Origin of the sequence: Paenibacillus litoralis (genome assembly GCF_046244365.1) — a bacterium.
Taxonomy (GTDB): Bacteria; Bacillota; Bacilli; order Paenibacillales; family NBRC-103111; genus Paenibacillus_V.
Map to the genome: position 1 here is coordinate 4,404,582 of NZ_CP176395.1, position 23,757 is coordinate 4,428,338.

Sequence of the window (23,757 nt, forward strand, 5' to 3'; positions counted from 1 at the left end):
AATTTACTTATTTATTTTTTTTAAGAAACCATACTTTAGTAGGTAGTGAGGCCTTACACAATTCGTTATGTTTAATCTATGTTCAGTGGAAGGAGAGTCAATGAAAGCAATTATACAAGAAATATATGGACCTGCTAGTGTGTTAAAACTAGTTGAAGTGAAAAAGCCTACGCCTAAAGACGATGAGGTGCTTGTGCATGTGAAGGCAACATCCCTTAATGCTCCGGATTGGCGTCTTCTAAGGGGTAAACCGATGATGATGCGCTTAAGTTCAGGGATCTTTCGCCCTAAGCACATCATAAAGGGCACAGATGTCTCTGGGATTGTTTCTAAGATGGGCAAGGGTGTGACGCGGTTTAAAGTTGGCGATGAAGTGTATGGAGATTTAGCGGATGCAGGGTTTGGCGCCTTTGCAGATTATGTCAGCGTCAAAGAAACACTATTGGTCCATAAACCAAAGCGCTTAAGTCACTTAGAAGCAGCGTCGCTACCTCTAACTTCCGTGACAGCCCTTCAAGGACTAAGGGATCTCGGAAAGTTGCAAAAAGGGGAGCGGGTTCTTATTGTCGGTGCTTCTGGTGGTGTAGGGAGTTATGCACTGCAGCTAGCTAAATATTTCGGCGGTTATGTGACGGCGGTGACAGGTACAAAGCATGTCAAACAAGCAAAAAATTTGGGAGCTGATGCCGTTATAAACTATTCGGTGGCGCCTCTTGACACCCTAAAAGCTCAATTTGATCTGATTATAGCCATAAATGGCTATAATAGTCTGTCAACGTATCGTAAGCTTTACTTGAATTCTTCGTAGGATATGCGAAAATATCGAATTATTATGGTTATCGTAAAATGACGTGGAATATAGGGATTACAACTTTTAATTTATGAATGGAGATTAATATGAATACACAAAATAAAGCACAAAATGCACTGGAAGACATCAAAGTCAGTTCGAAACTGAAGATTGCTACGCTGTGGGCGAGTTTTATGTTTCTCTATATTTATGTTGATTATTTCGCCTTATATATGCCGGGCAAAATAGAAGGTATTCTGGCAGGAAAAATATTTATATTTGACATTTCATATGTCTTTCTATTGATAGCACTGATTTCGGTAACAATTCCAGCTCTTATGATTTTCCTTTCTGTTGCCCTGCCGGCAAAAGTAAGTCGCTGGGCAAATATCATTATTGCCGCGGTGTATATTCCCTATACATTGTTTAATTTGACAGGAGAGGCTTGGGTGCACATGGTGTTTGGCGCTGTTGTAGAAGTCGCTCTTCTTTGTCTAATTATCTGGTATGCATGGAAATGGCCTTCTTCGTTGGCCAAATAGAAACAATAATAGCGGGTCTAAGGGGCCACTGAAAAAGTTCAAAAGTACGAAAACATGCAGGCTGTCGAGATTGTTTCGGCAGTCTTTTTTAATTGTTCAAAAGTTTCATTTTAAATATCAAATTACCCGCATCAGATCTCAAGGTAGACCACTAAATGTTCACGAATAATGGAGCGGTTGCCGCGGTAATCTGCCAGTTAGCTTAATCCATTTCCAGTTTAAGGTATCCCTGCCCCTCCCTCAACCGTTTTTTGTTCAGTCGCGGCTAAGGATGGTATGTTCTTGTCCTCCAAGAATGTCAACCATGGCCTGACGGCCACAACGTAAGAATTCAGAAACAAAATCAACTGTGGAGTATGTTGTCATGTTCTTGTCACCTGTGGGGCATGTTGTCGAGTTCTTGTCATTGACCCAAGACAAGAACATGACAACATAAATGAAAAGAGCCGCGATATACGCGACTCCTAATGTTATAATTTTCTTGTCATCCGACACTCACGTCTGCGGCTTTTGACCGAGATTCCAAGCCGTCATCCGCGCGCTGATAAGCTTCAGTCGGATAAAACGAATGCACGATATGTACGCTCCGAAGAAGCAATACATGGGCTACGCTTTCTCCGCAACGACTGCGGTCCCGTAAGCGACGATTTCGGACATCGTGTTGCCGATTTCCCCGGAATCGAAACGCATCATGATGATCGCATTGGCTCCCATCGCATGCGAGCGTGATTGAAAAAAGCATCCGGAGGAACGGCTTTCGCCGCTCTCCCGGATGCTTTTCCATACTTGGGCCTTTGTCAGGTCGTGCTTTCAACGTCGGCCCCATCGGACCACGTTTTTATTAACGCATTGGCATCCACCATCAACGCTGCTTTCGCGCCTTCGGAAATCGTCTCTTTATTGCCCGGCTTGCTCATCTTCTTCACGAACTGTTCCATCGCATCGGCTGCGTTTTTCCATTTGCCTTTGCTTTCATGCTTCCGGGCAGTCTTCAAGCTGTCGGCCAGCTTATCTCTCAGCGAATCGCTCAGATCGCCGGATGCCGCATACTGGTCGAGGAGACGCTCCATTGAAGCGATGCTAGTTTGAACCGTAATCGGGATAATCGTTTGCGATTCATTACCGGCAACATCCGCCGCCACAATCCGGATTTCGTGAGTACCCAGCCAGCCGGCCAAAGGCAACGGCGTTCCTGCGGCGTACGGAATACCGTCTATAGTGACCGTCGTTTCGGCGACCCCCGACCCAAAATCGGAAACTTGCAGCTCGAGTACGAACGCCACACTGTCCTGGAAAACGGTTCCGGCGGAGAGCGGCGCTCCATTGACGATAGTCGTCACTGTAGGTGCCTCCCGGTCGATTCGGACGGGGAGCGTCTTCGACGCTTCCCTATTGCCAGCTTGATCCGCAGACCGGTAACGCAATTCATACGTTCTGTCTACGCCAATGGCGAACGGCGCTGCGTACGGCTGCCAGCCGCCGCCGTCCAAGCTATATTCCGTCGAAGCGACGCCGGAAAGATCGTCTTGCGCGGACAAGGTCACCGTTACCGGATGTACGTACCATCCATGCAGGCCGTCCGGCTCGGAAGGCGCAACGAGAGCCGTCGTCTCCGGAGGCGCCGTATCGTTGCCCCGATCGATCGATTCTTGAAGCTCCCGGATCAACTGTTGAAGCTGCGGGAGGGTCGAATCGTAAACATACGGGAAATTGTTTAACACATCCTGAAGACGGCTCCGAATCGCGGCATCCCCTTTACCCGTTGTAAGCATGTCATTCGCTTGTTTGACGAGCGCCAAATAGCTGCCAAGAACGCCCGGTCCGTACACTTCGAATTCAAAAATCGAGTACCCGTAATCCGTCGCTCGCTTGATGCCTTCCATTTTGACATATCTTGCGTTTGCGGTCGGGAATGTGATCGTCTCCACGCCACCATGGCCATCGATCGTCCCATCGCCAGCCTTCACGTTCGTCCAGTGTTCGCCGTCGGCGGAAATATACAGCTTATAGGATTGGGCATATGCCGTCTCCCACTTGATGACGGCGCTGTTGATCGGCTGCTCGCTGCCAAGATCGACGGCGAACCAGGCATCGTCCGTGAACGGACTGGACCATCTCGTTCCCATATTGCCGTCGACCGCCTGATCCGGCGATAAATGAGGGGCTTCATTCGACGACGATTGCGCCGACTTGTGCAGAGCCAGATTGTCCCCGTCAAATTGGACCGCCTTGTTGAACACCATCACATTATCGACGACGCCTTTAAAAGCGTTCGCTTGGCTGCCGATTCGGGCGAGCGGCAAAACAAGGGTATCGATGCGTGGAGACGAGCCGTTTCGAACCCATAATTTTTCGACGTACTCATCGCCATTCACAAAGAGCGACACACCCTTGTTGTCTCCCGTCAGCAGCAAGTGCGTCCATTGCCCGGCGGGCACTTGGTATTGAAAGAGGCTGGTGTAATGCTCCTTCGTAAATCCAAGCAGCCCCGTATTCCCTTGCTTCAGCAGAAGCTTACCGGCGGGCGACTCCATCAGCACGGCGTCATCGGGATTGTCGGCATCCGGCTTGATCCACATCGATACGGTCCATCCGAAGCCTAACGATTGCAGCGGCGTTTGCAGATAGCTTTCTCCCCCGTTGAATCGCAGGCCTTTCCCATACTTCCCGTCCGTTATCGTCACTTGTCTGCCCGATCCGTCGAATCCGTTTCCGGAGGAATCGGCAAAGCCGTTCTCGAACAGGTACTTGAGTACGCTTCCGTCCGGATTACTCACTTGCAGCTTATGAGAAATGTTAGCGTTCGGCGCTTCTCCGACCGCGGCGGCCGTAGCGTTGTAGGACGCGTAGTTCCGGTCTTCCCTGGATCCCGACCACATTTTCTCGGAGAGCACCTGTACAGCCGGAAACATCCTGTCGTGAGAATCGTCCATCGACAATCCGCTTGCGTCCGATATATCGTTCCACAGCGCTAGCATGGCGCCTTTCAGCTTCGGATGCCCAGCCGGGATCGTCATATCGGAAAACATGTTCGGCTCCCAATTGTTGTACATATATTTGGTGTCCATGTAGTCCTTGTACAGCCTTGGAACGAGATACATGTAACTGTTCTCGGTGTTGATGATATCAAAACCTTGATCGATCGCTTGTTGCGCGTTTCCGTACGGCACATGCCAAATATTCATCGTCGACTGGGTGCTTATCGGCGTGACGCCGTTGTATTCCGCCAAACCGCCCCATATTTCCGGATGTTTACCCTTATCGTTAATGTGGTTTATAAGCGTATTCATATAGCCGCGGAAAACTTCTTTGTCGCTGCCCCAATATTCGTCCGTTCCGATATGAACGTCGGGACCGATAAAGGTCGGATTATCGCCGCCGATATATTCGTCGAACAAGCTTTTGACAAACTCGACGGTAGCCGGCTTCGTAATATCGAGATGAGGCCCCGTTCCCAACGTCGGATCGTATGCGGTAAACGCCCGCGAATGTCCCGGCGTATCAATCTCTGGCACGATATTGACGCCGTAGTCGATGCCAAGCCGAACAAGGTCGCGGAACTCCTCCTTCGTATAGAAGCCGTTCTTGCTCGTAAGGCCGGGGTACTGCGTGCTTTCCAAACGAAATGCGGAATTCGTCCCGTCTTTGAAAGGTGTCCCTACGTCGTCGTTCAGATGGATTTGCAGTTGATTCATTTTATACCAGGACAACAGCTTCACATAATCGCGCAAGAAATCAATCGTATAAAACTTTCTCGCCACGTCGATCATGAGGCCCCTGATTTCGTACTTGGGATAATCCCGCGAGGTCCCTTTGGGGATCCGCGCATGCTGCGCGTCTTGCTTCAACATTTGAAGCACCGACCGCGTCCCGAAAAATACGCCGACGGCATCCGCCGAGGCAATGGAGACATAATTGTCGGTATCGAGAAGATAGCCTTCCCTGCCGAGCTGCGATAACGTATCGTCCAAGGACAAATAAATATCGCCCGTGTGCGGAGCTCCGTACACGATTTCCGGGACAAAGCCTCCGATATCGTTCAAATCGTCTTTCGTTTGCTCCGCCGCCTTGCTCAAAGCCGACTGATTGGCGGGGTTTACGACGATTCTCGATCCGGATGTCAGAAGAAAATCGCCTGTCCGGCCATGCCATTCCCGAAGCGAAGGCACGACCATCGGTTCTTTGTTCAAATCCGCGGTTTGCGTATAGGCGCCTGGGACCATGACCGGTACGCTGCCGGTAATCCCCTTATCGCCCGGATCGGCTATGTTTTCAACTTGGAACAGCAGATTGACCTTCGTATCCACGAGCGGCGTATGGATGACGCCCGCTTTGTCGATCACGGGCTGCCTGTCGCTGCCGTAAACCGAAACCATATACCCTTGCGGCACATCGGGTAGCTCGATCTCGGTCTGTCCCTTTGCGATAGGCGGTATTTGGGTAATGCCTTTCACGATCTTGGGCAGGATGCCGGCATTGTATACTCCGAACTCGAAGAAGGAATAGCCATAGAAGATGCCGTCAACAGGTGCTCTTTGCACGCCTTGAAACTTCACGTACCGGGCTTGTACGTCATCGAAATCGGTCGCTTCCGTCCCGCCTTTGCAAGCGATTTCACCATCGCCTGCAAGAACGTTCACCCAATGCTCCGCATCGCTTGATACCAAGAGCTTATAGCGGCTGGCCGGTGTTTGCCATTTGATCGTAATCCGATTGATGACATACGCTTCGCCGAGATCCACATAGAACCACTCGTCGTCTGCCTTCGCGGATGACCACCTGGTGCTGCCGTTACCGTCCACGGCGTTGGCCGGGCCAAGCCAGTCCACTTCGTTACCCGAAGCATAGACCGCTTTATGAACCGACAGGTTGACACTAATCGGCGTATTCGTGTCGGCAGGCGGGATCTCGCCGCTGTAAACGGAATCATTTACCGACAAGGAAACGGGATGCGAATAATCCGCATTTGCCTGCGCCGCTGCGGCGACCTTCTGCGGCTTGGTGGCCGGGACAATAAGGGAAAGCAACAGGGCAACCGACAAAAGAATGGATAAGGGTCTTTTACTCATGTTCTCCTCCTTGGCTTGTTAGATCGATGCCGGCTTCTTGGTGCGCGTCCTCTCCTCTTCCATACTAGGGAACCTGTTCGGCCATTCAAAGCAACAGTTGATGACATTGGATATACTTTTGTTTACATGCCGCTTAGCAATACCTTTTGCGCATATAAAAAAGCCGCTAACAACGCGGCTTTAACGGTTTTTGAGCTTCTTTTCATTCTTGCACCTACCAGAACGTATTTGTCATGCCGCGCAATTCGCAGATTGCTTCCGCAAAGAAAAAATCGCCGTAAATCTGCGGCGCGTTCTGAATCATTCGGTCGATCGCCGACTTGCGGGTGTCTTTAATCATCTCGGTATACTCCTTTATTTCGCCTCCGAACAAGCTGCGCACGCCAGCTGTAATATTGCCGCCGAGCCCGCGGCTTAAGGTAGGATAGCTGTTTGGATCGTTTATATCACATACTAGGGTTTCTTTACCTTCCGTTCTCCACTCCGTTTGGGTTAGTCCTAATGGTTTCAACACTCGTTCATCAATGATTTCAGCAACCGTTTTTCCTGTTGCATTCTTAATAATCGCTGCAAGTACCTCAGGTTTTTTCCCTTCAAAAGAAGTACCCTCTTCATACTTACGTACTACGCTGCCATTTCCTAGAAATTGTAACCCTGTTGTTCTTGTAACAAGATGTCTTATTGTAGTGTTACCGAGAATATTATTGTCATAATTAGAAAGGTATTTACTAATTGGATCGTCTAGGCCTTTTATTGCATTATCGTTAATAGCTATTGCAGCGGCAAGCCCAACATAGGTAACCCGCGTTGAATTAACGTTAAACTGTGAAAATTCATCTACTTTTCTGGCGCCGTTATGGAATATGTGGTTTCCTGAATACCATTCATGAATGATTTCATCGTCTTTCATAACGTATACTGCTGCTGCTGATGCAGCAATGCGATCTTTTATTTGTTTAGTATACTGGTCTAGGTTGTTAAAGATATCCACGCGAATCACCCCAAAAAAAAGAATGTTTGTTCGCATTCCATGATAACACTTATTGGTAATATCTGAAAAGGGGCTGGGAGCTAAACTGCCCGTTACTTCAATGAACAAGAGGAGCTACATCACTGCAAGCTCCTCCACTATCGTGTTGTTGCGTTATCCTCTTCAGTTCCAAGTCCAAACACATCATGAATTGTGGCAACCGGTGTGAATCCGCTTTGTCCGTAAACTACGCCAAACTCCCCGAAAGTGCCGGGCAGTAGCGAAATCCACTGCAGGCCGGCACCGGACAAGGGTTCATCCAGTGCCCCATCATAAATCCACCATAAAATATTAGTACGAGTTTTTATATAACAAGCCAAATTTCGGGACAACAAAATGTATTGTATACTGAATATTGGTACCTCAATCTATATCGTTCGCTGTTTGTGGAAAGCACATCATTTTCTTGTCCATTTACGGAAAACATTATAACTTCTTGTCTTATGAAAAAGACAAGAAGTTATATCCATAAAAAAATAAAACCGCGCTCTGCGCGGCTTTAAATGGATATATGTTCTTGTCCTCCGACACGATGTCGCTGCTGCGAAATTCTGGTTTTTAGCGAATTTTCGAGCATTCAACAAACCGTAATTAACTCTTGATTTTATTAATGATATCTTGATAATATTGTTTACCGTATTCATTGTTAGACGCTTCTACTTTTTTATTAAAATATTCGATGGCCTCTTTTTTATATTGTTCCGGAATTTTTTCTAAATACAAATCCATAATCGTTTCAAAAGAACTTTCGGCTACTTTTTTGGGTGACATTTTTTTAATATTCATAATATATTCCCATTTTCTATCATAAATATCAAAATATTTTAATTTAGGCAGGAATATCGCAACATAAGGTCCAATGTTACTTTTATCTGAATTTTCCAGCATGAATTCGTAAATTTCCTTTGTTTCCGGAAGATCATATCTCTGAATCATATTCCCAATTGCTGAAACAAGCAGAACTACAAGCTTAGTATTATCCTTATGCCTAATATAGATATCAAGAAGGATTTTAGAAAACTTCGGATCATTAAATAAATCTTGATAATAAATTGAAACCTCTAACCTGGGCGTTTTCTCAAACTCTTTAACAGCAAGAAACAGCTCTTCTTCACTCAACTTATGCCAATCAGATATTTTCTCTTTTAATAGGCTGATATTTTCAATATTTTTTTTAGTGTCCATATTGTTCTATCATCACCATTTTCCTTTATACCGCAGTTCGGGTATTGCCGAAAGCGGAGATTTTCTGTATTACCGTCAGCCAAAGATTTCAACCGTCTATTGTGTCCACAATAACCATATCAATCGCAAGAAAGGTCTTAACTTATGTATTACTTACCACAATTATTTACATGGTATCTGGCCCCAATTGTACGACTTCTCGCAAAAGTTTTCAATTGCACGTTATAAAACGTAAAAGTTCATATTTCTGAGTTATCTACTGTAACTCAAAAATACGAACATGAAGTCAAAGAAGTGCCGATATGACTGAATTGTCACACGGCACAAAGTTCGGAGCTTTATGTTACTGCACAATTTTCCTGATCTTTTATTGTGAGTCGTCTTATCGTTCACCTGCGACAAGAACTTGCCCCATTAATCTAAAACCCGAAAGTTATGCGGGGGTGATTCGGGTTGTGGCTTGTCGTCCAACAGCGGATTTGGTGGCCTCTCCAGCTTGATCGTCATATACCGTGCCCACCGTAGAATCCAGATCCAGATCAATCGGGTTGCATTTCATCTAACCGCGGTAAAGCCCGTTATAGACCTCTAATTTTAGAAAAGTGTACAAAATATTCACACGACGGCGAAATCGCGTTTACCGAGAAGTCGAAAAATCAGCGGAGGATATACTTTCTGAGACTTTAACTAACTCCACAAAGTGACGTGTGGCCTTCGAAGCTTATTCCGATTACTTTGCGGGGAGCCCCGAAACATCAAAAAAACGGCCGGATGATCGATGATCACCGGACGTTTTTTTGCCATGCAAGGCGGACGTAAATAGTTATTCCCACATTTGCCGCAGCGCCCCGATATCCGCCGCCAGAGCGGCTCTCGCCTGTGCGGTAATTTGACTCTGATGCGCCGTGTTGTCCATATGCTTTAAGAAATCGTCCAAACTTTTAAGAGCCTGCGTTTTCTGGCCGGCGTACCAATGATGGACGGCTTGCATCATATTGTTGCGAAGCTGCGAAGCAATGGCGTGGCCCAGCTCGCCGGCTGCCTCGTAAGCGTCAATGAGCTTCGTGATGGAAGCGGGACTTGTCGTCACTTGAACGGTTACCGTTACCTGTATCCGGTTTCCGGCATGATCCTCCACCCATATGCCAATCGTATGGGTACCCAGCTGTCCTGCCCAAATTAGCGGCACCCCTTCCTGATACGCTTGACCGTCAACGGTCATCCCTTGCGAAGCAACGCCGGATAGTCCGTCAGTCGCCTGAAGAGAAAGGACGACAGGCCGGCTGTCTTCGATAACGGCCCCGTTCGACAAAGCTTCGCCTCCCGCCAGCAGCGTGAATGAAGGGACCGTTTTATCTACGGCGATCTCAAGGGTTTGCTCCGTCATACCAAACCACTTTTAAACAAAAACTGCTCGACACGCGCATAGAAGTGGCTAAAAATTTACTCGCCACAACCGAGCTTTCCGTTCAGGAAATTTTGGAACGCGTCGGTTACTCGCTGCATCGCAGTTTCGTCCACGTTTTCAAGCAGAAAACCGGATTCGCGCCTGTTGAATACAGAAGAAGCATGCAAACCGGAAAGAAGGGTTAAAGCAAATCGTGCTGACGATGATAATCTGAAAACTCGACAGGCTTTCAAAACCCAATCATAAAAAAAGTGCCGACTACCACTTGAACTGCATGGATATCTCCTATCATCGGCCATCTTGCCGGTCGGAGTACGCTCGACGTAATTGCTGAGGAATTCCTTCTTCCGAATCTCGTTCTATGGCAGGATAAGTAAATCTGCGGCGTATAGGCGTAGATGATGACTTTGGTGAAGTATATTAAATGTACAAAAAAACCGGTCCTTTCGTATGTGTAAAAGAGGGGCTGCTCAGTAGGTCAGTTTATGACCTTCTGGGACAGCCCCTTGTTATTTCGATTTAAACTCCATGTTCAAATTAACCGGAGCTCATGTACCCGTGCATAAGCTCGATTAACAGTTCGTGATCCTTCCAAGGGATATAATGCCATTTTCAATTCAAATGCCGGCAAATCCGTTCAATCGTCGCCGCATATTCCTCGTCGGTCAGAAATTTCTCCTTGCCCGCTCCCGCCGTCAGCTCGAACGGCCAACCCCAATTTTTCGAATGCTTATGTTTAGGCACGACGTGAAAATGGATATGCGAATCAATATCTCCGTACACCGCATAATTGATTTTCTCCGCTGCAAATTCCTTCTTTAATGCCGCCGCCACCTTCGCCACATCGCTCATATATTGATTGCGTTCCTCGTCGTCTAACTGGAATAGCTCGGTTTTGTGAGTATTCAACACCACCGTACAACGGCCATGATACTCTTGTTCGTTGTTCAAATATACCGTCGAAACCTGAAGTTTGCCTATTTCCTTCATATAGCCCTTATATGCTTCTGTACAATAGAAACAATTGTGAAGATCGCTCATATCGCTGCCCTCCTGAATATCCTTGTCTCCTTTGGGGTTTAGCCTGAAAAACAATCGCCGGAGCTTCATCGACGAAGCTCCGCGGATCGCTGCGGCTCCTGCGTTACAATCGCAATCCTCAATTCAGCGTTATGCCAAGCTCGTCAAAGTAGGCAACACCGCCTGAAACGTTAGGGTCGTTGTGTTCCAAAGAAATTTGAACTACATCGTCAGCATCGGCAGGCGCCGTAAAGCTGATCGTATACTGTCCCCATGAGGCGCTAAACTACCCCGTAATGCGCTTGACCGATCCCCCCTCCAGGCAAGAAGCCGTCCCATCCAACTGTTAACTGATCTCGCTCGCAGCGAGCGCGCGATCGAAGAGCTTGACCTCGCGTATACGTCCGGAGTAATGGCATTGCGGTCCTTTGCCCAGCACGAACGGGAAACCGCTCGCCGACAGCGCGGAGGCGCGGCCGGATTCGTCGCTTGCCTGCGGCGGAACCGCGACGGTAGACGCGAGCTCCCCGTCGATATAGAGCGAGAGCCGCTCCCGATCATACACGGCTGTCGCCCGGTGCCACCCGTCGGACAGGCTCGCATCCGCGGTCGCCAGCGGGTCATGCGTCAGGCTCCATACGTTGCCGCCCGGCAGCGTTCCGGCAAACAATTGCCCGTCGTACACCGCCATCGTCCAAACCCGGCGGTACAGGATATTGGGGTCCGGCTGCTCCAGCACGCCGATCAACTCCCATTCATGGCCGCCGCCGGCATAGCGGTACACATGGCCGCCCGGCAGCGTCCCGCCGTACAGCTTGCCGTTAAAGACAGAGATGCCCATGACCTCTTTCTCCTTGCCCATCAGGCCGAAATCGCTCCAGTCTTTTCCCTGCTCATACCGCAGCATTCGCGCCTCCGGCCAAATGCCCGTCAACAGCTCGTTATGGAAAACCGAGAAGCAGTAGACCTGATCGCATTTCGCCACGGCGCCGCTGTCGGCCCACGGCTCGTCAAGCGTTCTCGCCGATACGCCTTGCTTCTCGTTGCAGCCGATGAACAATTGGCCCCGGAACGGCGACAGTGTCATCGTCCGCGTCTTGCCTTCCGGCCCCGGAGAGCCGAGCGATTCGCAGGAACCGTCTTCACTGAATGCAAAAATACCGTGCGGGTAGAACGACATGGCGATCAGCTTGCCGTCATAGACGGTGAGCGCGCCGACGCTATCATTGTTCTCGACAGGCAACCGGCCGAACAGCGTCCATTTCTTGCCGCCTTCATACCGGTAAATGCTGCCGCCCCGCTCCTGATTGGGCGATTCGGGCAGCGCCGAGCCGGATGCCCGGTACTTCATCGTGCCGACATACAGCTTCCCGTTGTACTCCGCCATCGACCAGACCGAGTTGCTGTTGTCGGGAGTGCCACAATCGGTCCAGACGCCGTCCTTGCCGAGACGGTACACATGGCCGCGATTGTCGGAAGCGTCGTCGAACGTCCCTACGTACAAACTGTCCTTGTATACGCACATGGAACAGATATACCGGCAGTCGCCTGGACTCCCCCAATCTTTCCAACGGATCGGCGACCTTCCGCTGCTCCAGCCGAACTGCGCGTTGCGCAAGTTCGGCTGACTCGACGTTACCCCTGCCTGGCTGAGCACGGACAGATGCCATCCTTCCATCGCCGTTTCCGAATAGCGGCTCGCGAGTCCGCCGGGGAAAAATCCCCGCCCGTCGTTGACTTCGAACTCTAGCGACAAGGTGAACGGTCTACTTCCGTCGGTTTCCGGAATATCCGGCAGCTCCACCGCCGCCGAAACGCCGTCAAACACGGCCCCGTCTTCGTACGTCACATCGCCTTTGGCCGCGCCGTGCCGCCCCAGCCCGCTATAGTCTTCGCTATCCGTTCTTAGCGGCCAATATCCAATGAATCCGGCATTTTTCTCCTGACTCTGACTCATCCCAGTCCTCCATTTTCCGCCTCATGCTGCGGCAGGAGCGGCACGGCCGCAGTTTTGCGTTACGGACCGCCCCCTAGCCTCGCAATTCAGCAATCCTTCTAGCTTCCTTCGCCTATCCTTCCATTCCGCTATCCCTTCACGCCGCCGAACGCTATGCCTTGAATAAAATGCTTTTGCATCGCAATAAATACAATCAGAATAGGCAATGCGGCGCTTACCGATCCGGCCATCACTCCCGCATATTGGACAAAGTATTTGTCCTCCGACATCATTTTCAGCGCGAGCGGCAACGTATACAACTTAGGCGACCGCAAATAAATGAGCGCGCCTTCATAGTTGTTCCAATACCCGATAAAGTTGAAAATAATCATCGTGGCAATAACAGGCTTCGCCAGCGGCAGCATAATACGGGTAAAAATCCGAAAATGCCCCGCTCCGTCGATCTCCGCCGCTTCATTTAATTCCATTGGCAGTGTCGAGAAATATTGCTTGAACAAAAAGGTCCCGAACGGAGAACCCAAACAAGCGCCTAGCCAGATCGCCGCATGCGTGTTAACGAGTCCAAGCTCTTTGTAAATCATAAAGTTGGGAAGCATGACGACCTGCGAGGGGATCATCATCGTCGCCAGCAGCAGCAGGAAGATGATGTTCCGCCCCGGAAAATGCATTCTTGCGTAAGCATACCCCGCGAACGAACAGGTGATCAGCGCGCCGACCATGGCGATGACCGTCACTTTGATGCTGTTCCAGTAATAGAGCCACATGGAAGAACCGAGCACCGGCTTAATCCATACCGCCTTGTAGCCGTCCCAGTTTACCGGATTCGGAATCATGGAGAACGGGAATTCAAAAATGCTCCGCTCCGCCGTGAACGAGGCCGCCGTCATCCACAGGAACGGATATACCATGCCGAAACTGAATGCCAGCAAAATAAGCGTTCGCGTCAGCTTCCCGATCAGCAATCGTTTAGTCACGGTTTGTCACCTCCGCTAACGGCCTCAATAATGGACCCATTTTTTTTGTAGACGCCATTGCAGCAAGGTGAAAACAAACACGACAACGAATAATACCCAGGCCATCGCCGAAGCGTACCCCATCTGGCCGAACTCGAATGCGGCTTTATAGATGTAATATCCGATAACCGTGCTTGAGCTTCCCGGACCGCCGCCGGTCAAAATCTGAATGTGCGACCAAGCTTGAAACACCCCGATCACCGAAGTAATGACAACAAAGAAGGTCGTCGGCGAAATAAGCGGGAACGTAATATGCCAAAACTTGGAGAGCGGCTTGACACCGTCAATCTCCGCCGATTCGTAAATCTCTTTCGAAATCCCGACCAGTCCGGACAGAAACAAAATGACGTTTAGCCCAAGCCCCGACCAGGTCGTCATGAGTATAACCGCTGGCTTGACCCAAGCGCTGCTACCAAGCCATCCGGGAGGATCGTCAATCCCGAACATCCGAAGCATGCCGTTAATGATCCCTTCCCCAGGGTTCAGCAGCATTCCCCACACAAGCGCAATGATGACTGTGTTCGTTACATAAGGCAGGAACAACGCCGTGCGAATCGTTTTGCTGAAGAAAACGCTTTCGTTGATAATAAAGGCAATGATCAGCGCCAGCAAAATTTGCAAAGGAACGAACGCAGCGAAGTACAAAATATTGAGCATGGAATCGATAAACCAGCGATCGTCCAGCATCTTCTTGAAATTATCGAGACCGTTAAAGCTCATATTGTCCAGCCCGGTCGTAAAATCCCAATTGGTAAAGCTGACGATCAATGAGAAGCCGATCGAAAAAAACGTAAATATAAGGAACCCGGCCAAATTAGGCAAAATAAACAAATATCCCTCAACGGCCTTCTTTATCTTTCTCTTTGCCAGTACATGCCCGTTTCTCATGCCACCACCGCCGTTTTTGGAGGCAAGCCGTCAATCGCCTTGTATACGCGGATTTGAGGCGACTCCGCTTGACTTATTTTTTCGTTTCCGCTTCGTAAATTTTGAAGGTCGCGATTTTGGCGTTTTCAATCGTTTCGTCCAGCTTGGCTTCATTCGCGAACAATAGCGACAGATGCTTCTCCAATTCGATTTTCATTTTCGCCGCGTATGCGTACTTAATCGAGTTTTTGCCATAGATCGGCTTGATTTCCGGGTCCATCATTCTGCTGTAAAGGTCGTTCCGCTCTTTACCTTGCGTCAGCTTGCCGTTCTTATTGTTGAAATAACGCCAATTTTCCAGCAGCGTATTCTTGTCCAGCTTCCTGGACGCCGGCATCCGGTGAGCGACCTTGGAGGCAAGCTCGATCGATTTCGTGGCATGCCACTTGATAAAGGTATAAGCCGCATCGGGATTTTTCGTCAACTTGGATATCGAGTCGCCGACAACCGTTTCGAATGCTTGCTTTTTCGGCGAGCTTGCATCCCATCTTGGCATAGGCGCTAATGTGTGGTAGCCCGCAGCGTCTTCTTCTGCCGTCAATTGGCCGTACTCGACCGCCAAGTCCTGGAATATCGCGCCGTTCCGGCCGCCGATGCCCATCGAGTTGACGCCTTTGTAATAATCGTTTTGCCAATGCAGGTTTTTCGCCGTCAATTCGGCGGGACTTGCCATTGACTTATCCACATATACAGCCCGATACAGCATATCAACCGCTTTCTTGAAATTCGTCCAATCCGGATTGAACGAACCGTCCTCCTTCAGCATTTCCCAACCGCTGTACAAGGCAATCTTCTGGGCGGTTTCCGCCAAAGAGCCGGTTCCGAAATTCCAATCCTGAACGCCGTAGCGTATAATTTTTCCTTTGTCGTCGTACTTGGTCAGCTTCTTGGCGGTTTCAAAAAATTGTTCCCATGTCCAATCGCCGGAAGAAGGATCGGGCAAGCCTGCATCTGCAAAATGCTTTTTGTTGTACCAGACGCCATCCGGCGCTACAGCGCGCGGAATCCCGTACAGCTTGCTGCCGACAATAAACTGATTCGTGTAACCGCCAAATTCCGCGGCTAAATCCCAACCGTCTCTCTTGACGAAATCGTCAAGCGGCAAGTACAAGCTATCCGGGCTTGCACGCTCAATATTGTTGGTTCCCGTATAAATGACATCGACTTGCTCCCCGGCGATTGTCGCCATCTTGACGCTTGTATCGAAGTCGCTGCCCGAAACCAGCACGAGCTCAACCTCGATATTTGGATACAGCCTCTTCCATTCCGGATACGCCGCATCGAACTCGACTTGATCGTAGGCGGACGGCGTGTAATAGCGCAGCTTCACTTTCTTATTCGGATCAAGCGTGACTCCCGTCTGCGGCTTCTCCTTTTCATCGCCAGTCGGTGCTTGCGTCGACGCTGCACTTGGCGACACCGTTTGCCCCGATGCCGACGGCTTCGGGTCCCCGAAACTGCAGCCGGAAACAACGAGCAGGCAGACAAGCGAAAATATAACCGCCAGTTTGAAGCTTAACCATCTCTTCATATTCTGCATTCCCCCTAGCATAATGTGCACCTCTTTCGAGATACACCCTTATTATAGGAACAAGCGCCCCGTACAAAAATAAGCGCCGTTTAACAAATGGTCGAGTATTTTAACCGTTTTCGCCAGCGTTGCCGCCGTCTTTGCCATCGCCATCGTTCCCATTCGCAAGGCTCGCAGCCTTCGCCCGCATTCTGATCGTCACGGAAGTCCCCTCGTTCGCGGCGCTGGCGATCGCAAGCCCGTATTGGCTGCCGTACAGCATGGCAATCCGCTGCTGAATATTTTGCAGCCCGTATCCCCCGTTGCCGTAATCGCTCCCCATCGCTTCGGGCTTGGCAATATGCGCCTGCAGGCGCGCAAGCCGTTCATCATCCATGCCGATTCCGTCGTCCGACACCGTTATCCGCAATTCATCCCGCTCCACTGCCGCATCGATCGCAATCGTTCCTTTGCCGCTCCGCAGCTTGATCCCATGGTACAAGGCATTTTCCACAATCGGCTGCAGCGTGATTTTCGGGACGATACAGGTCAAAGCGGCAGCAGAAGTCTCGCACTTGAACTCGATCTTGTCCCGGTACCGGTGGCTCATAATTTTAATATACCGGTTCACATGCTCCAGCTCTTCCGCCAGCGTAATCGTTCGTCTGCCTTGACTCAAGCTGAGCCGGAAATATTCGGACAGCGTCGCCACCAGATCGGATACTTCGTTATCGCCGCCGATCTGGAAAGCCGCCTTCCATCGGATGACTTCAAGGGTGTTGTAAAGAAAATGCGGATTGATTTGCGACTGCAGCGTAATCAGCTCCGCTTCCTTCTGTTTTAATTCCGCTTCGTTCTTCTTGAGCCGGATTTCGTATACTTCCTTAATCAAAGTGTCGATCTTCGAAATCATTAAATAAACGTTGCTCCGCAATTGCTCGATTTCGTCTCCGGCTACGCGCGCCTGCTCGTAGTCGCCTACATACTGCTCGGCCAGACGGACCACCTGGTTGGTCAATTGATTGATCGGCTTGCCGATGCGCCCCGTATAACGGATGACGAAAATCCCGATGGACAATACGCTGGCGAGCAGGACGAGCAAGTCGTAGAGCCATATTTTTTCCATACTCTCTTTCGCGGACCTCAACGATCCTACATTGACAAGCTTCCATCCCGAAATACCGATGTCGGCATAACTGATAACCTCACTGTCCTGAGCGTCTCTAACCGCTTTCCCCTCATAGGCCAGAGGATCGATGTAGCTCGCCAGCCCCGGCTCCAGCAGTTCCCCGATCTTGTGCTTATTGGCGTGCGACATGATCCGGCTGCTGCTGTTGATAACGAAAAACTCGTTCCTTTCCGTCCGCATTCCGCTATATAGCTTCGCCAGTTCCTTCTCCTTGAGCGTAATAAAAATATAGCCGATGATGCGGCCGCTTCGCATATCCCCGATCTTTCTGCCGAATGTGATCAGATCGTCCTTATACTGATCCCGATACGTATCCTGCCAGGCGTTCTTCTCGATCGATTCCGGCGAAACTGCGGGGTACATAAACCTCTCGCTTCGTTTTTTTGACGTATAGAGCCGCTGCATGTCCGCATTATAAATATCGATGTACGCAATATCCGTCTTCTGATTCATCGCATTCGCAACGGTTTTATCAAGCGCGGGATATAACTCCGATGCCGGCACACCGCCGCCTAATGCGGAAATAAATGGATCGTCATAGTAAAAATAGTAGACCGTCCTTTCCAGATTGGCCGTATAGGAAGTCATTCTTTTCATCGTTTGCTGCGCATTGATCGTAATCACTTCAATCATTTTCTTCTCGACCAGCGACTGCGTGAAGCTGTAGGAAAGCATCATCAGCATGACTACGGGCGTCACAATACAGGCCATTAAGACAAAGGCCAGCTTCGTTTTCAAATGGATGCGCCCCAATATTCCGGAACGAAGCGCATAGGGCGGGATGTCGGCTGCGGGAGCGGCTGCGGAACGATTAATGGAATCAACCGCTTCGTTCAATTGATGAAACGGGGCAAGCAAGCGGTTAGCCGCGAACACGATTATTCCGGTAAAAAGCAAAAGACATAGAAGTGTGAAGAACGCCAGTTCCGTTCTATCTGTCAAAAATACTTGGAAGACGTCCTGATAAGGCGTCGCGATATAGAGCTTCCATCCGGTATAGCGGGATTCAATGGTAGAAACGACGAACGTTTCCTGCCGAAGGGAGCGGATTTCATGAACGCCTGAGGGCACCGCAAACGTTTCGGGCATCAATTGGCCAATCTGAGCAGGATCGTTGGCGGAAACAATCCGGTTCTCCCGATCTACAAGCATCATCATCTTCGTTTGCGCATCGGGATAAAAATTGGCAAACGTGCGCTCCTTCAGAAGCGCAACTACAAATCCGTTATATAAACCGTTGCTGTCATAGATGGCGCGGCTGAGGCTGATCAATTTGCGGCTGACGGCTTCGTTCTCCATCACGATGTACGCCCACTGAAACCGGCCGTCGCCCTGCTCAAGCAGAGTGCGGAACCCGGCTTCATCCAGCCGCACGTTTTCCCCGGAAATCTTATTGGAATACACCTGGCCCTGCTTCCCGACCACATACACCTGCTCTACATTGTCGGTGACGTTAGTAAACTGCTTGATGATTCGCGACAGCTCCGTCTTGTTGCGCACAATCGTATCGTCGTTTGCGGCCGTCTCCAGGTATTGGTTGAAATCTACACCCTCGAAGGCATTAATCGTTTCGCGTTCAATCCCCTGCAAGACAAAATCAATATTATCTACCGTTTGCTCGGCAATACTTTTATTCGTTTCCACGATGCCCGCATAGATGGTTGCCGATGCAATCCTGTAAGAAATCACCCCGATAATAATCAAGTTAAGCAGCAGTACGACAACGGAATATACAATGATTTTGTTACGGAGATTCATCGAGCGCATCTATGAAATCGCCTCACATTTCAAATAAATCGTCCATATAGCCAAGCACCAGCTTGCGATACTCTTTGGGCGTTACCCCGACCGCCTGTTTGAATACTTTGCTGAAGTACTTTGGATCGCTGTAACCGACCAAATCGCTGACCGCATATATTTTCAGACTGTAGTCGCCAAGAAACTCCTTCGCTTTGGCGATGCGGATTTCCGTCAAATAGTCGACAAAGTTTTTTCCCGTTTCTTTCTTGAACCATTTGCTGACATACATAGGGTGCATATACACTCGCTCAGCTGCCGTTTCCAATGTGATCTCTTCCGAATAGTGATTTTCCAGAAAAGCAATCAATTGATCCATCATTTTGTTTTTTGGTTGGTTCCCGTTCGCACTCAGCCGCCGAATGATTTCGGCATACATTTGGATCACGGAAGATTTCAGTTCCTCTACCGTTTCCATACAGCGCATGTCGAAAAAATTCTGCTCTTTCATCATCTCTTCATGGGCAAACAGCGGATGATATTTCTCTTTCAGCTTTGCGGCTACCTTCATAAACTGGGCATAGATGTCAATCGCCTCTTCTCTCGTCCGGATACCGGCAAAGGCCGCATCCACATACTCGCTCAGCTCCGTTTTGTCCACTTCCTGTATCAAAGCAAGGAGCCGTTCTGCATGAACCGGTATTCGTTTGTATTCCGAATTGGCATTTGCTTGGAATGAAAGGTACTCGTCCTCCGTAATCCGGCGGTTCTTCCCGTAAAAAAACTTCATCTTCGTTAGTTTCAGCGCATTATGGAAGGATTCCTGAATCCGGTAAGCGCTTTCGATTGTCGAACCTGCATATATCGTAATTTTGAGCTTCAACAATTCCGCCGTTTTCGCAATCAGCAGATCCGCAGCTTCGTTAAGGTGATGCGGGTTGTTGGATTCGTCGGCAACCAGTAACCCGCATCCCGCTTGATTCCAGTTAAAAAACGACACCTCGCTTGCGGGTTGGAACAATTCCTCGGCAATATTTTTCAATGCATACTGCAATAACTCCAAATCGTCCGTGCCATATTTCGTTAAAACCCGGTTCAGCTCATCGATTTCAATCAGCAGCACCGTATACGCGTTATGCCTGAGATTGACGCCTGCTTCCGTCGCCTGTTCAAACAAGTGCTTCATGATTTCCGGTTTTCCTTGTACCAGCTTCGTCACAAATCTCTCTCGAAGCAGCTTGAAAGCCTGCTTTTTCTTCATATCCTCTATAATCAGCAAATCGAATTCTTGCTTTACCTTGCCGAATACTTCTTTGAGCTTGTCTACATTGATCGGCTTTAACAAGTAACCCGAAGCTCCCGAGTCAATTGCCGCATTCGCATATTCAAATTCATTGTAACCGCTTAAAACCACAAATTTGACCGACTTGTTTTGCTTTCGTACGCTCTCCATCAATTCGATCCCTGTGCAGAATGGCATTCGAATGTCGGTCAATACGACGTGTGGCTGCAATTGTTCCACCATCGACAAGGCCTGTCTTCCGTCCTCCGCCTCACCCACAACCGTAAACCCCATCATATTCCAGTCGATGAACATCTTTAACCCGTCGCGAATCCATTCCTCGTCATCGGCTATTAGCACTTTGTACATGTGACCACCCCTTGCGCTAAATACTTCCATAATCGAAAACGGAAAAACCCGCTATCGTTCGCCGAAAGAAACAAATAGGCCAATCCCAGTGTAAACAAATAAGCTTCCAAAACCACTTCTAACGTGGGGATGGAAGCTTATTTGTTTGCTCATGTCGTTCCCTGTCCAAATGAGTCGATACTTTCTTTCTTAATTCTACATGGGCAGCGACGAATCCTTCTCGAATGCGTTATAGGAGAACTTTCCGTACTACCTCTACTATAATTCAAAAAAGTGCAGGAAAACAGCATGCATCTTCAATAAAAGGTGTAATAATTTAACCTGACTTTCAAAGACGATTCCGCACCGGTCATCATTGTGAAAATCCAAAAACTTTCCATCCTCTACTCGACCATGTCTCGTAATAATATACTCATCGCCATATTCGTAATCCCATTGTTTAACACACAAATGGTGGCTTAGCTCCAAAAATTCATTGTAAATTGCATCCCCGCCGAAGTTCAAACCCTGAACTGCGGAACCGGGTAAGGTGAAGTAAGCAGAGGTGGTCGGATTAAGCTACAATATCCGGTTATGCGTTTCACCTTGAGATAAGGCATAATATAAAACTTTCACATAGCGTTCTTTTTTACGAACTTCGTAAAAATCCGTCTCACCTAAGGTACGCTATCCTGCCTTTAGGTTAGCCAACTTCACTTTACTTCGACAAAAGGGTCAAGTTCTTGTCGTTCGTCCGCGACAAGAACTTGACCCTTTAAACGACAAGTCTTCGCTAAACTGTCCAATTGCTGAATGACATTGATTAGTGCACAATCGGATGAAAGTAAGCCTTGAGGTCGGATGGCTTTCGCTTGCCCATAATTTCCTCAAGAAGGTGGCAGTAGAACAAAAAAGGAAAGTGGCGGCGCAGGGACAGTATCCCTAACGCCGCCATTTATTCAATAAACACCATTTTTACTCAAGTGCGCTGTTCTCAAAATAAGCGGAAACATACTTTTGGGACAGCCCCTTCGAACTTGTTTCAAGCACCGGTCGTCCGATATTCAATGTTTGTCTTTCCCGTTTCCGTTGCCGTGGTCTTGGCTTTTATCCACTTGCTTCTCGTTTTTAGGAGAGTGTTCCTTCCTCGATTTCTCTGCCGCGTCCTTGTCATGATGCTTTTCCTTTGCGGACGTCTTCACTACTTCCTCTTTCTCTTGCTCGAGGTCAGGCGCAGGTGACGAGACTTCTTCGGCGTTCCCAACCGTTTTCTCCCCTGAGCCCGATGTCGGAGCTGGCGTCGTTTCTTTTTCCTCACTCTTGACGGGCGGAGTTTCCGACGGACCGGACTCTGAGGAATCGATTTTCTTCTCCAACTTGGACAGCTTTTTCTCCAGGTGAGCGAACGATTTTTCGATATTTTTCAACAAGGCCATCTGTGCTTTCGGATTTTGGACCTTTTCCAACACGGCGGTTAACGCTACAATATTATGCTGCAGATCCGTCTTCACCTTCAGGACTTGCTCAGGATTCTTCACTTTTTTCGCTAGCTCGGCTTCATTTTCGTCATCAGAAGGTACAATCGTCGGAGTTGGCGTAGGCATCTGTGAAGGCTCGGCTAACGGTGTTGCAGTAGATGCCGGCTGTGCGGATGGTGCAGTCGCATCAACCGGAGTCGGAGACACTGTCGGGGCTGCTGTTGCAGCTGCGGCAGTGCCCTTGTCGCCGGTAGCAATTTCTACTTTAACTATCGAACGATTCTGCGTATCCAGCGCTTTTTGCAATGTTTTAGCGGCTAACTCGTCTTTCCCCTTGGTCATAAGAGCCTGAGCTTCGGAAATCCGTTCTTGGGCGAAACCGGCCAGCAGCCTTGCTTCTTTGATATCATTTACCGTTAGGGCCAGTTGGATGCTCTCATAGGTCTTTTTAACAAAATATAGAATATCGCCCGGAAGCAAATCGGGGCTGTCTGCTTCAATTACTTGGGCTACCGGGGCTGCCACCGGGTCTTCGGACGCGAATGCGGTTCCTGTACCGAGCGTGGTAAGAAACATGGCAGTAACGATGCTTTTGGACAACAATTTGGTCATTTGTACGTTTTTCATGAATGATCACCTTTATTCTAGTAGTCTCGCTGCGAGCATAATAACGTATTCGAGAGTGTTCTAGACTTTATGGGTGTCCTTTTCATAGTTAGCTTCTGCCATTCTCGATAGCATAAGACGATCCACTGCGACTTTCCGATAATTCAAGAACTTACCCCGACTCCGAGAAAAACTCCGAGTCGCACCATCAAAGTCGATGGTTGGGTGAAATCATGATCGAGATGTTCCCCTTGAATCTGATCTAAAGAAAGCAATCTTAGCATTGATTTGAATTTAAATGTGCAAGAAACAAACTCATTCACAAGTTATGGAGCTGTCCGAAAAGTAGTTTCTTAACATAACACCTTAAAATATCAACACCCCAGAATGCAGATGTCTTTCAGCGTTCTAGGGCTTTTAATCTTGGTTGAATTTATCCAAAAGAAGACTTGTGCCTAGACTGCGCAATCGAACAAACCGCTCTTTGCCCGGCGGGCGTACCGCCAAAGAATTGCTTCATCGTCATGGCAGCGGCGATAGCGGCATCGATGTCCTCGCGAATCAAACCACGCCAGGCCTGCTTGTTTTCTTGTTCCACTCTCCACTCGCCGTAATGCTTGGCCTCACCCAGTTCCATCAACTGGTTCAATAACATGCTTTACTTGG

16 protein-coding genes and 1 pseudogene are annotated in these 23,757 nt (G+C 49.0%); 3 read left to right on the forward strand and 14 right to left on the reverse strand.

The genetic code is table 11. From position 1 onward, the window contains the following. Positions 1–100 precede the first annotated feature (100 nt). Together ACKGJP_RS18345 and ACKGJP_RS18350 are read left to right on the forward strand one after the other, a co-directional pair. The gene (locus tag ACKGJP_RS18345; RefSeq protein ID WP_409340276.1) at positions 101–808 is read left to right on the forward strand and encodes an NAD(P)-dependent alcohol dehydrogenase; all 708 of its coding nucleotides are present in this window, start codon (positions 101–103) and stop codon (positions 806–808) included. Between the two features lie 89 nt (positions 809–897). Then, a complete protein-coding gene (locus tag ACKGJP_RS18350) occupies positions 898–1,332 on the forward strand; it encodes a DUF6326 family protein (RefSeq protein WP_045668857.1) in 435 nt (144 codons plus the stop codon). 606 nt (positions 1,333–1,938) lie between these two features. On the opposite strand, the pseudogene ACKGJP_RS18355 reads toward ACKGJP_RS18350, so the two are convergent. From ACKGJP_RS18355 to ACKGJP_RS18375, 5 genes and pseudogenes are all read right to left on the reverse strand, one after another. After that, positions 1,939–2,055 (reverse strand): annotated as a pseudogene (locus ACKGJP_RS18355) (heavy metal-binding domain-containing protein); the annotation flags it as partial. A gap of 74 nt (positions 2,056–2,129) precedes the next feature. Next, positions 2,130–6,401 (reverse strand): discoidin domain-containing protein, encoded by a 4,272-nt coding sequence (locus ACKGJP_RS18360; RefSeq protein WP_409340277.1) that lies wholly within the window; start codon positions 6,399–6,401, stop codon positions 2,130–2,132. A gap of 214 nt (positions 6,402–6,615) precedes the next feature. Then, complete coding sequence (locus ACKGJP_RS18365) at positions 6,616–7,500, reverse strand: serine hydrolase (RefSeq protein ID WP_409340278.1); 885 nt, start codon at positions 7,498–7,500, stop codon at positions 6,616–6,618. A 522-nt stretch (positions 7,501–8,022) separates the two neighbouring features. Next, positions 8,023–8,616, reverse strand: a complete 594-nt coding sequence (locus ACKGJP_RS18370) for a hypothetical protein (RefSeq protein WP_409340279.1) — start codon at positions 8,614–8,616, stop codon at positions 8,023–8,025. A gap of 823 nt (positions 8,617–9,439) precedes the next feature. Continuing rightward, positions 9,440–10,003: an FIMAH domain-containing protein gene (locus ACKGJP_RS18375; RefSeq protein WP_409340280.1), complete on the reverse strand. Its 564-nt coding sequence runs from the start codon at positions 10,001–10,003 to the stop codon at positions 9,440–9,442. On the opposite strand from ACKGJP_RS18375, the gene ACKGJP_RS18380 reads away from it, so the two are divergent. Next, positions 9,955–10,209, forward strand: a complete 255-nt coding sequence (locus ACKGJP_RS18380) for a helix-turn-helix domain-containing protein (protein ID WP_409340281.1) — start codon at positions 9,955–9,957, stop codon at positions 10,207–10,209. The genes ACKGJP_RS18375 and ACKGJP_RS18380 overlap by 49 nt on opposite strands. Before the next feature lie 427 nt (positions 10,210–10,636). On the opposite strand, the gene ACKGJP_RS18385 is transcribed toward ACKGJP_RS18380, so the two are convergent. From ACKGJP_RS18385 to ACKGJP_RS18425, 9 genes are all read right to left on the reverse strand, one after another. Next, complete coding sequence (locus ACKGJP_RS18385) at positions 10,637–11,065, reverse strand: HIT family protein (RefSeq protein ID WP_409340282.1); 429 nt, start codon at positions 11,063–11,065, stop codon at positions 10,637–10,639. A gap of 325 nt (positions 11,066–11,390) precedes the next feature. After that, on the reverse strand, positions 11,391–13,001 hold the full coding sequence (locus ACKGJP_RS18390) for a LamG-like jellyroll fold domain-containing protein (protein ID WP_409340283.1): 1,611 nt from the start codon (positions 12,999–13,001) through the stop codon (positions 11,391–11,393). A gap of 128 nt (positions 13,002–13,129) precedes the next feature. Next, positions 13,130–13,975 carry a carbohydrate ABC transporter permease gene (locus ACKGJP_RS18395; protein ID WP_409340284.1) on the reverse strand — a complete coding sequence of 282 codons (846 nt, stop codon included), beginning with the start codon at positions 13,973–13,975 and terminating at the stop codon, positions 13,130–13,132. A 24-nt stretch (positions 13,976–13,999) separates the two neighbouring features. Then, complete coding sequence (locus ACKGJP_RS18400; protein ID WP_409340285.1) at positions 14,000–14,902, reverse strand: carbohydrate ABC transporter permease; 903 nt, start codon at positions 14,900–14,902, stop codon at positions 14,000–14,002. A 73-nt stretch (positions 14,903–14,975) separates the two neighbouring features. Beyond that, positions 14,976–16,472 (reverse strand): ABC transporter substrate-binding protein, encoded by a 1,497-nt coding sequence (locus ACKGJP_RS18405; protein WP_409340286.1) that lies wholly within the window; start codon positions 16,470–16,472, stop codon positions 14,976–14,978. A 109-nt stretch (positions 16,473–16,581) separates the two neighbouring features. After that, a complete protein-coding gene (locus ACKGJP_RS18410; protein WP_409340287.1) occupies positions 16,582–19,407 on the reverse strand; it encodes a sensor histidine kinase in 2,826 nt (941 codons plus the stop codon). A gap of 13 nt (positions 19,408–19,420) precedes the next feature. Next, positions 19,421–21,028 carry a response regulator gene (locus tag ACKGJP_RS18415; protein WP_409340288.1) on the reverse strand — a complete coding sequence of 536 codons (1,608 nt, stop codon included), beginning with the start codon at positions 21,026–21,028 and terminating at the stop codon, positions 19,421–19,423. 1,043 nt (positions 21,029–22,071) lie between these two features. After that, entirely contained in the window at positions 22,072–23,112 is a 1,041-nt protein-coding gene (locus ACKGJP_RS18420; protein WP_409340289.1) for a DUF5667 domain-containing protein, read from the reverse strand. Positions 23,113–23,524: 412 nt separating this feature from the next. Continuing rightward, positions 23,525–23,740 carry a hypothetical protein gene (locus ACKGJP_RS18425; RefSeq protein WP_409340290.1) on the reverse strand — a complete coding sequence of 72 codons (216 nt, stop codon included), beginning with the start codon at positions 23,738–23,740 and terminating at the stop codon, positions 23,525–23,527. Between the last annotated feature and the right edge of the window lie 17 nt (positions 23,741–23,757).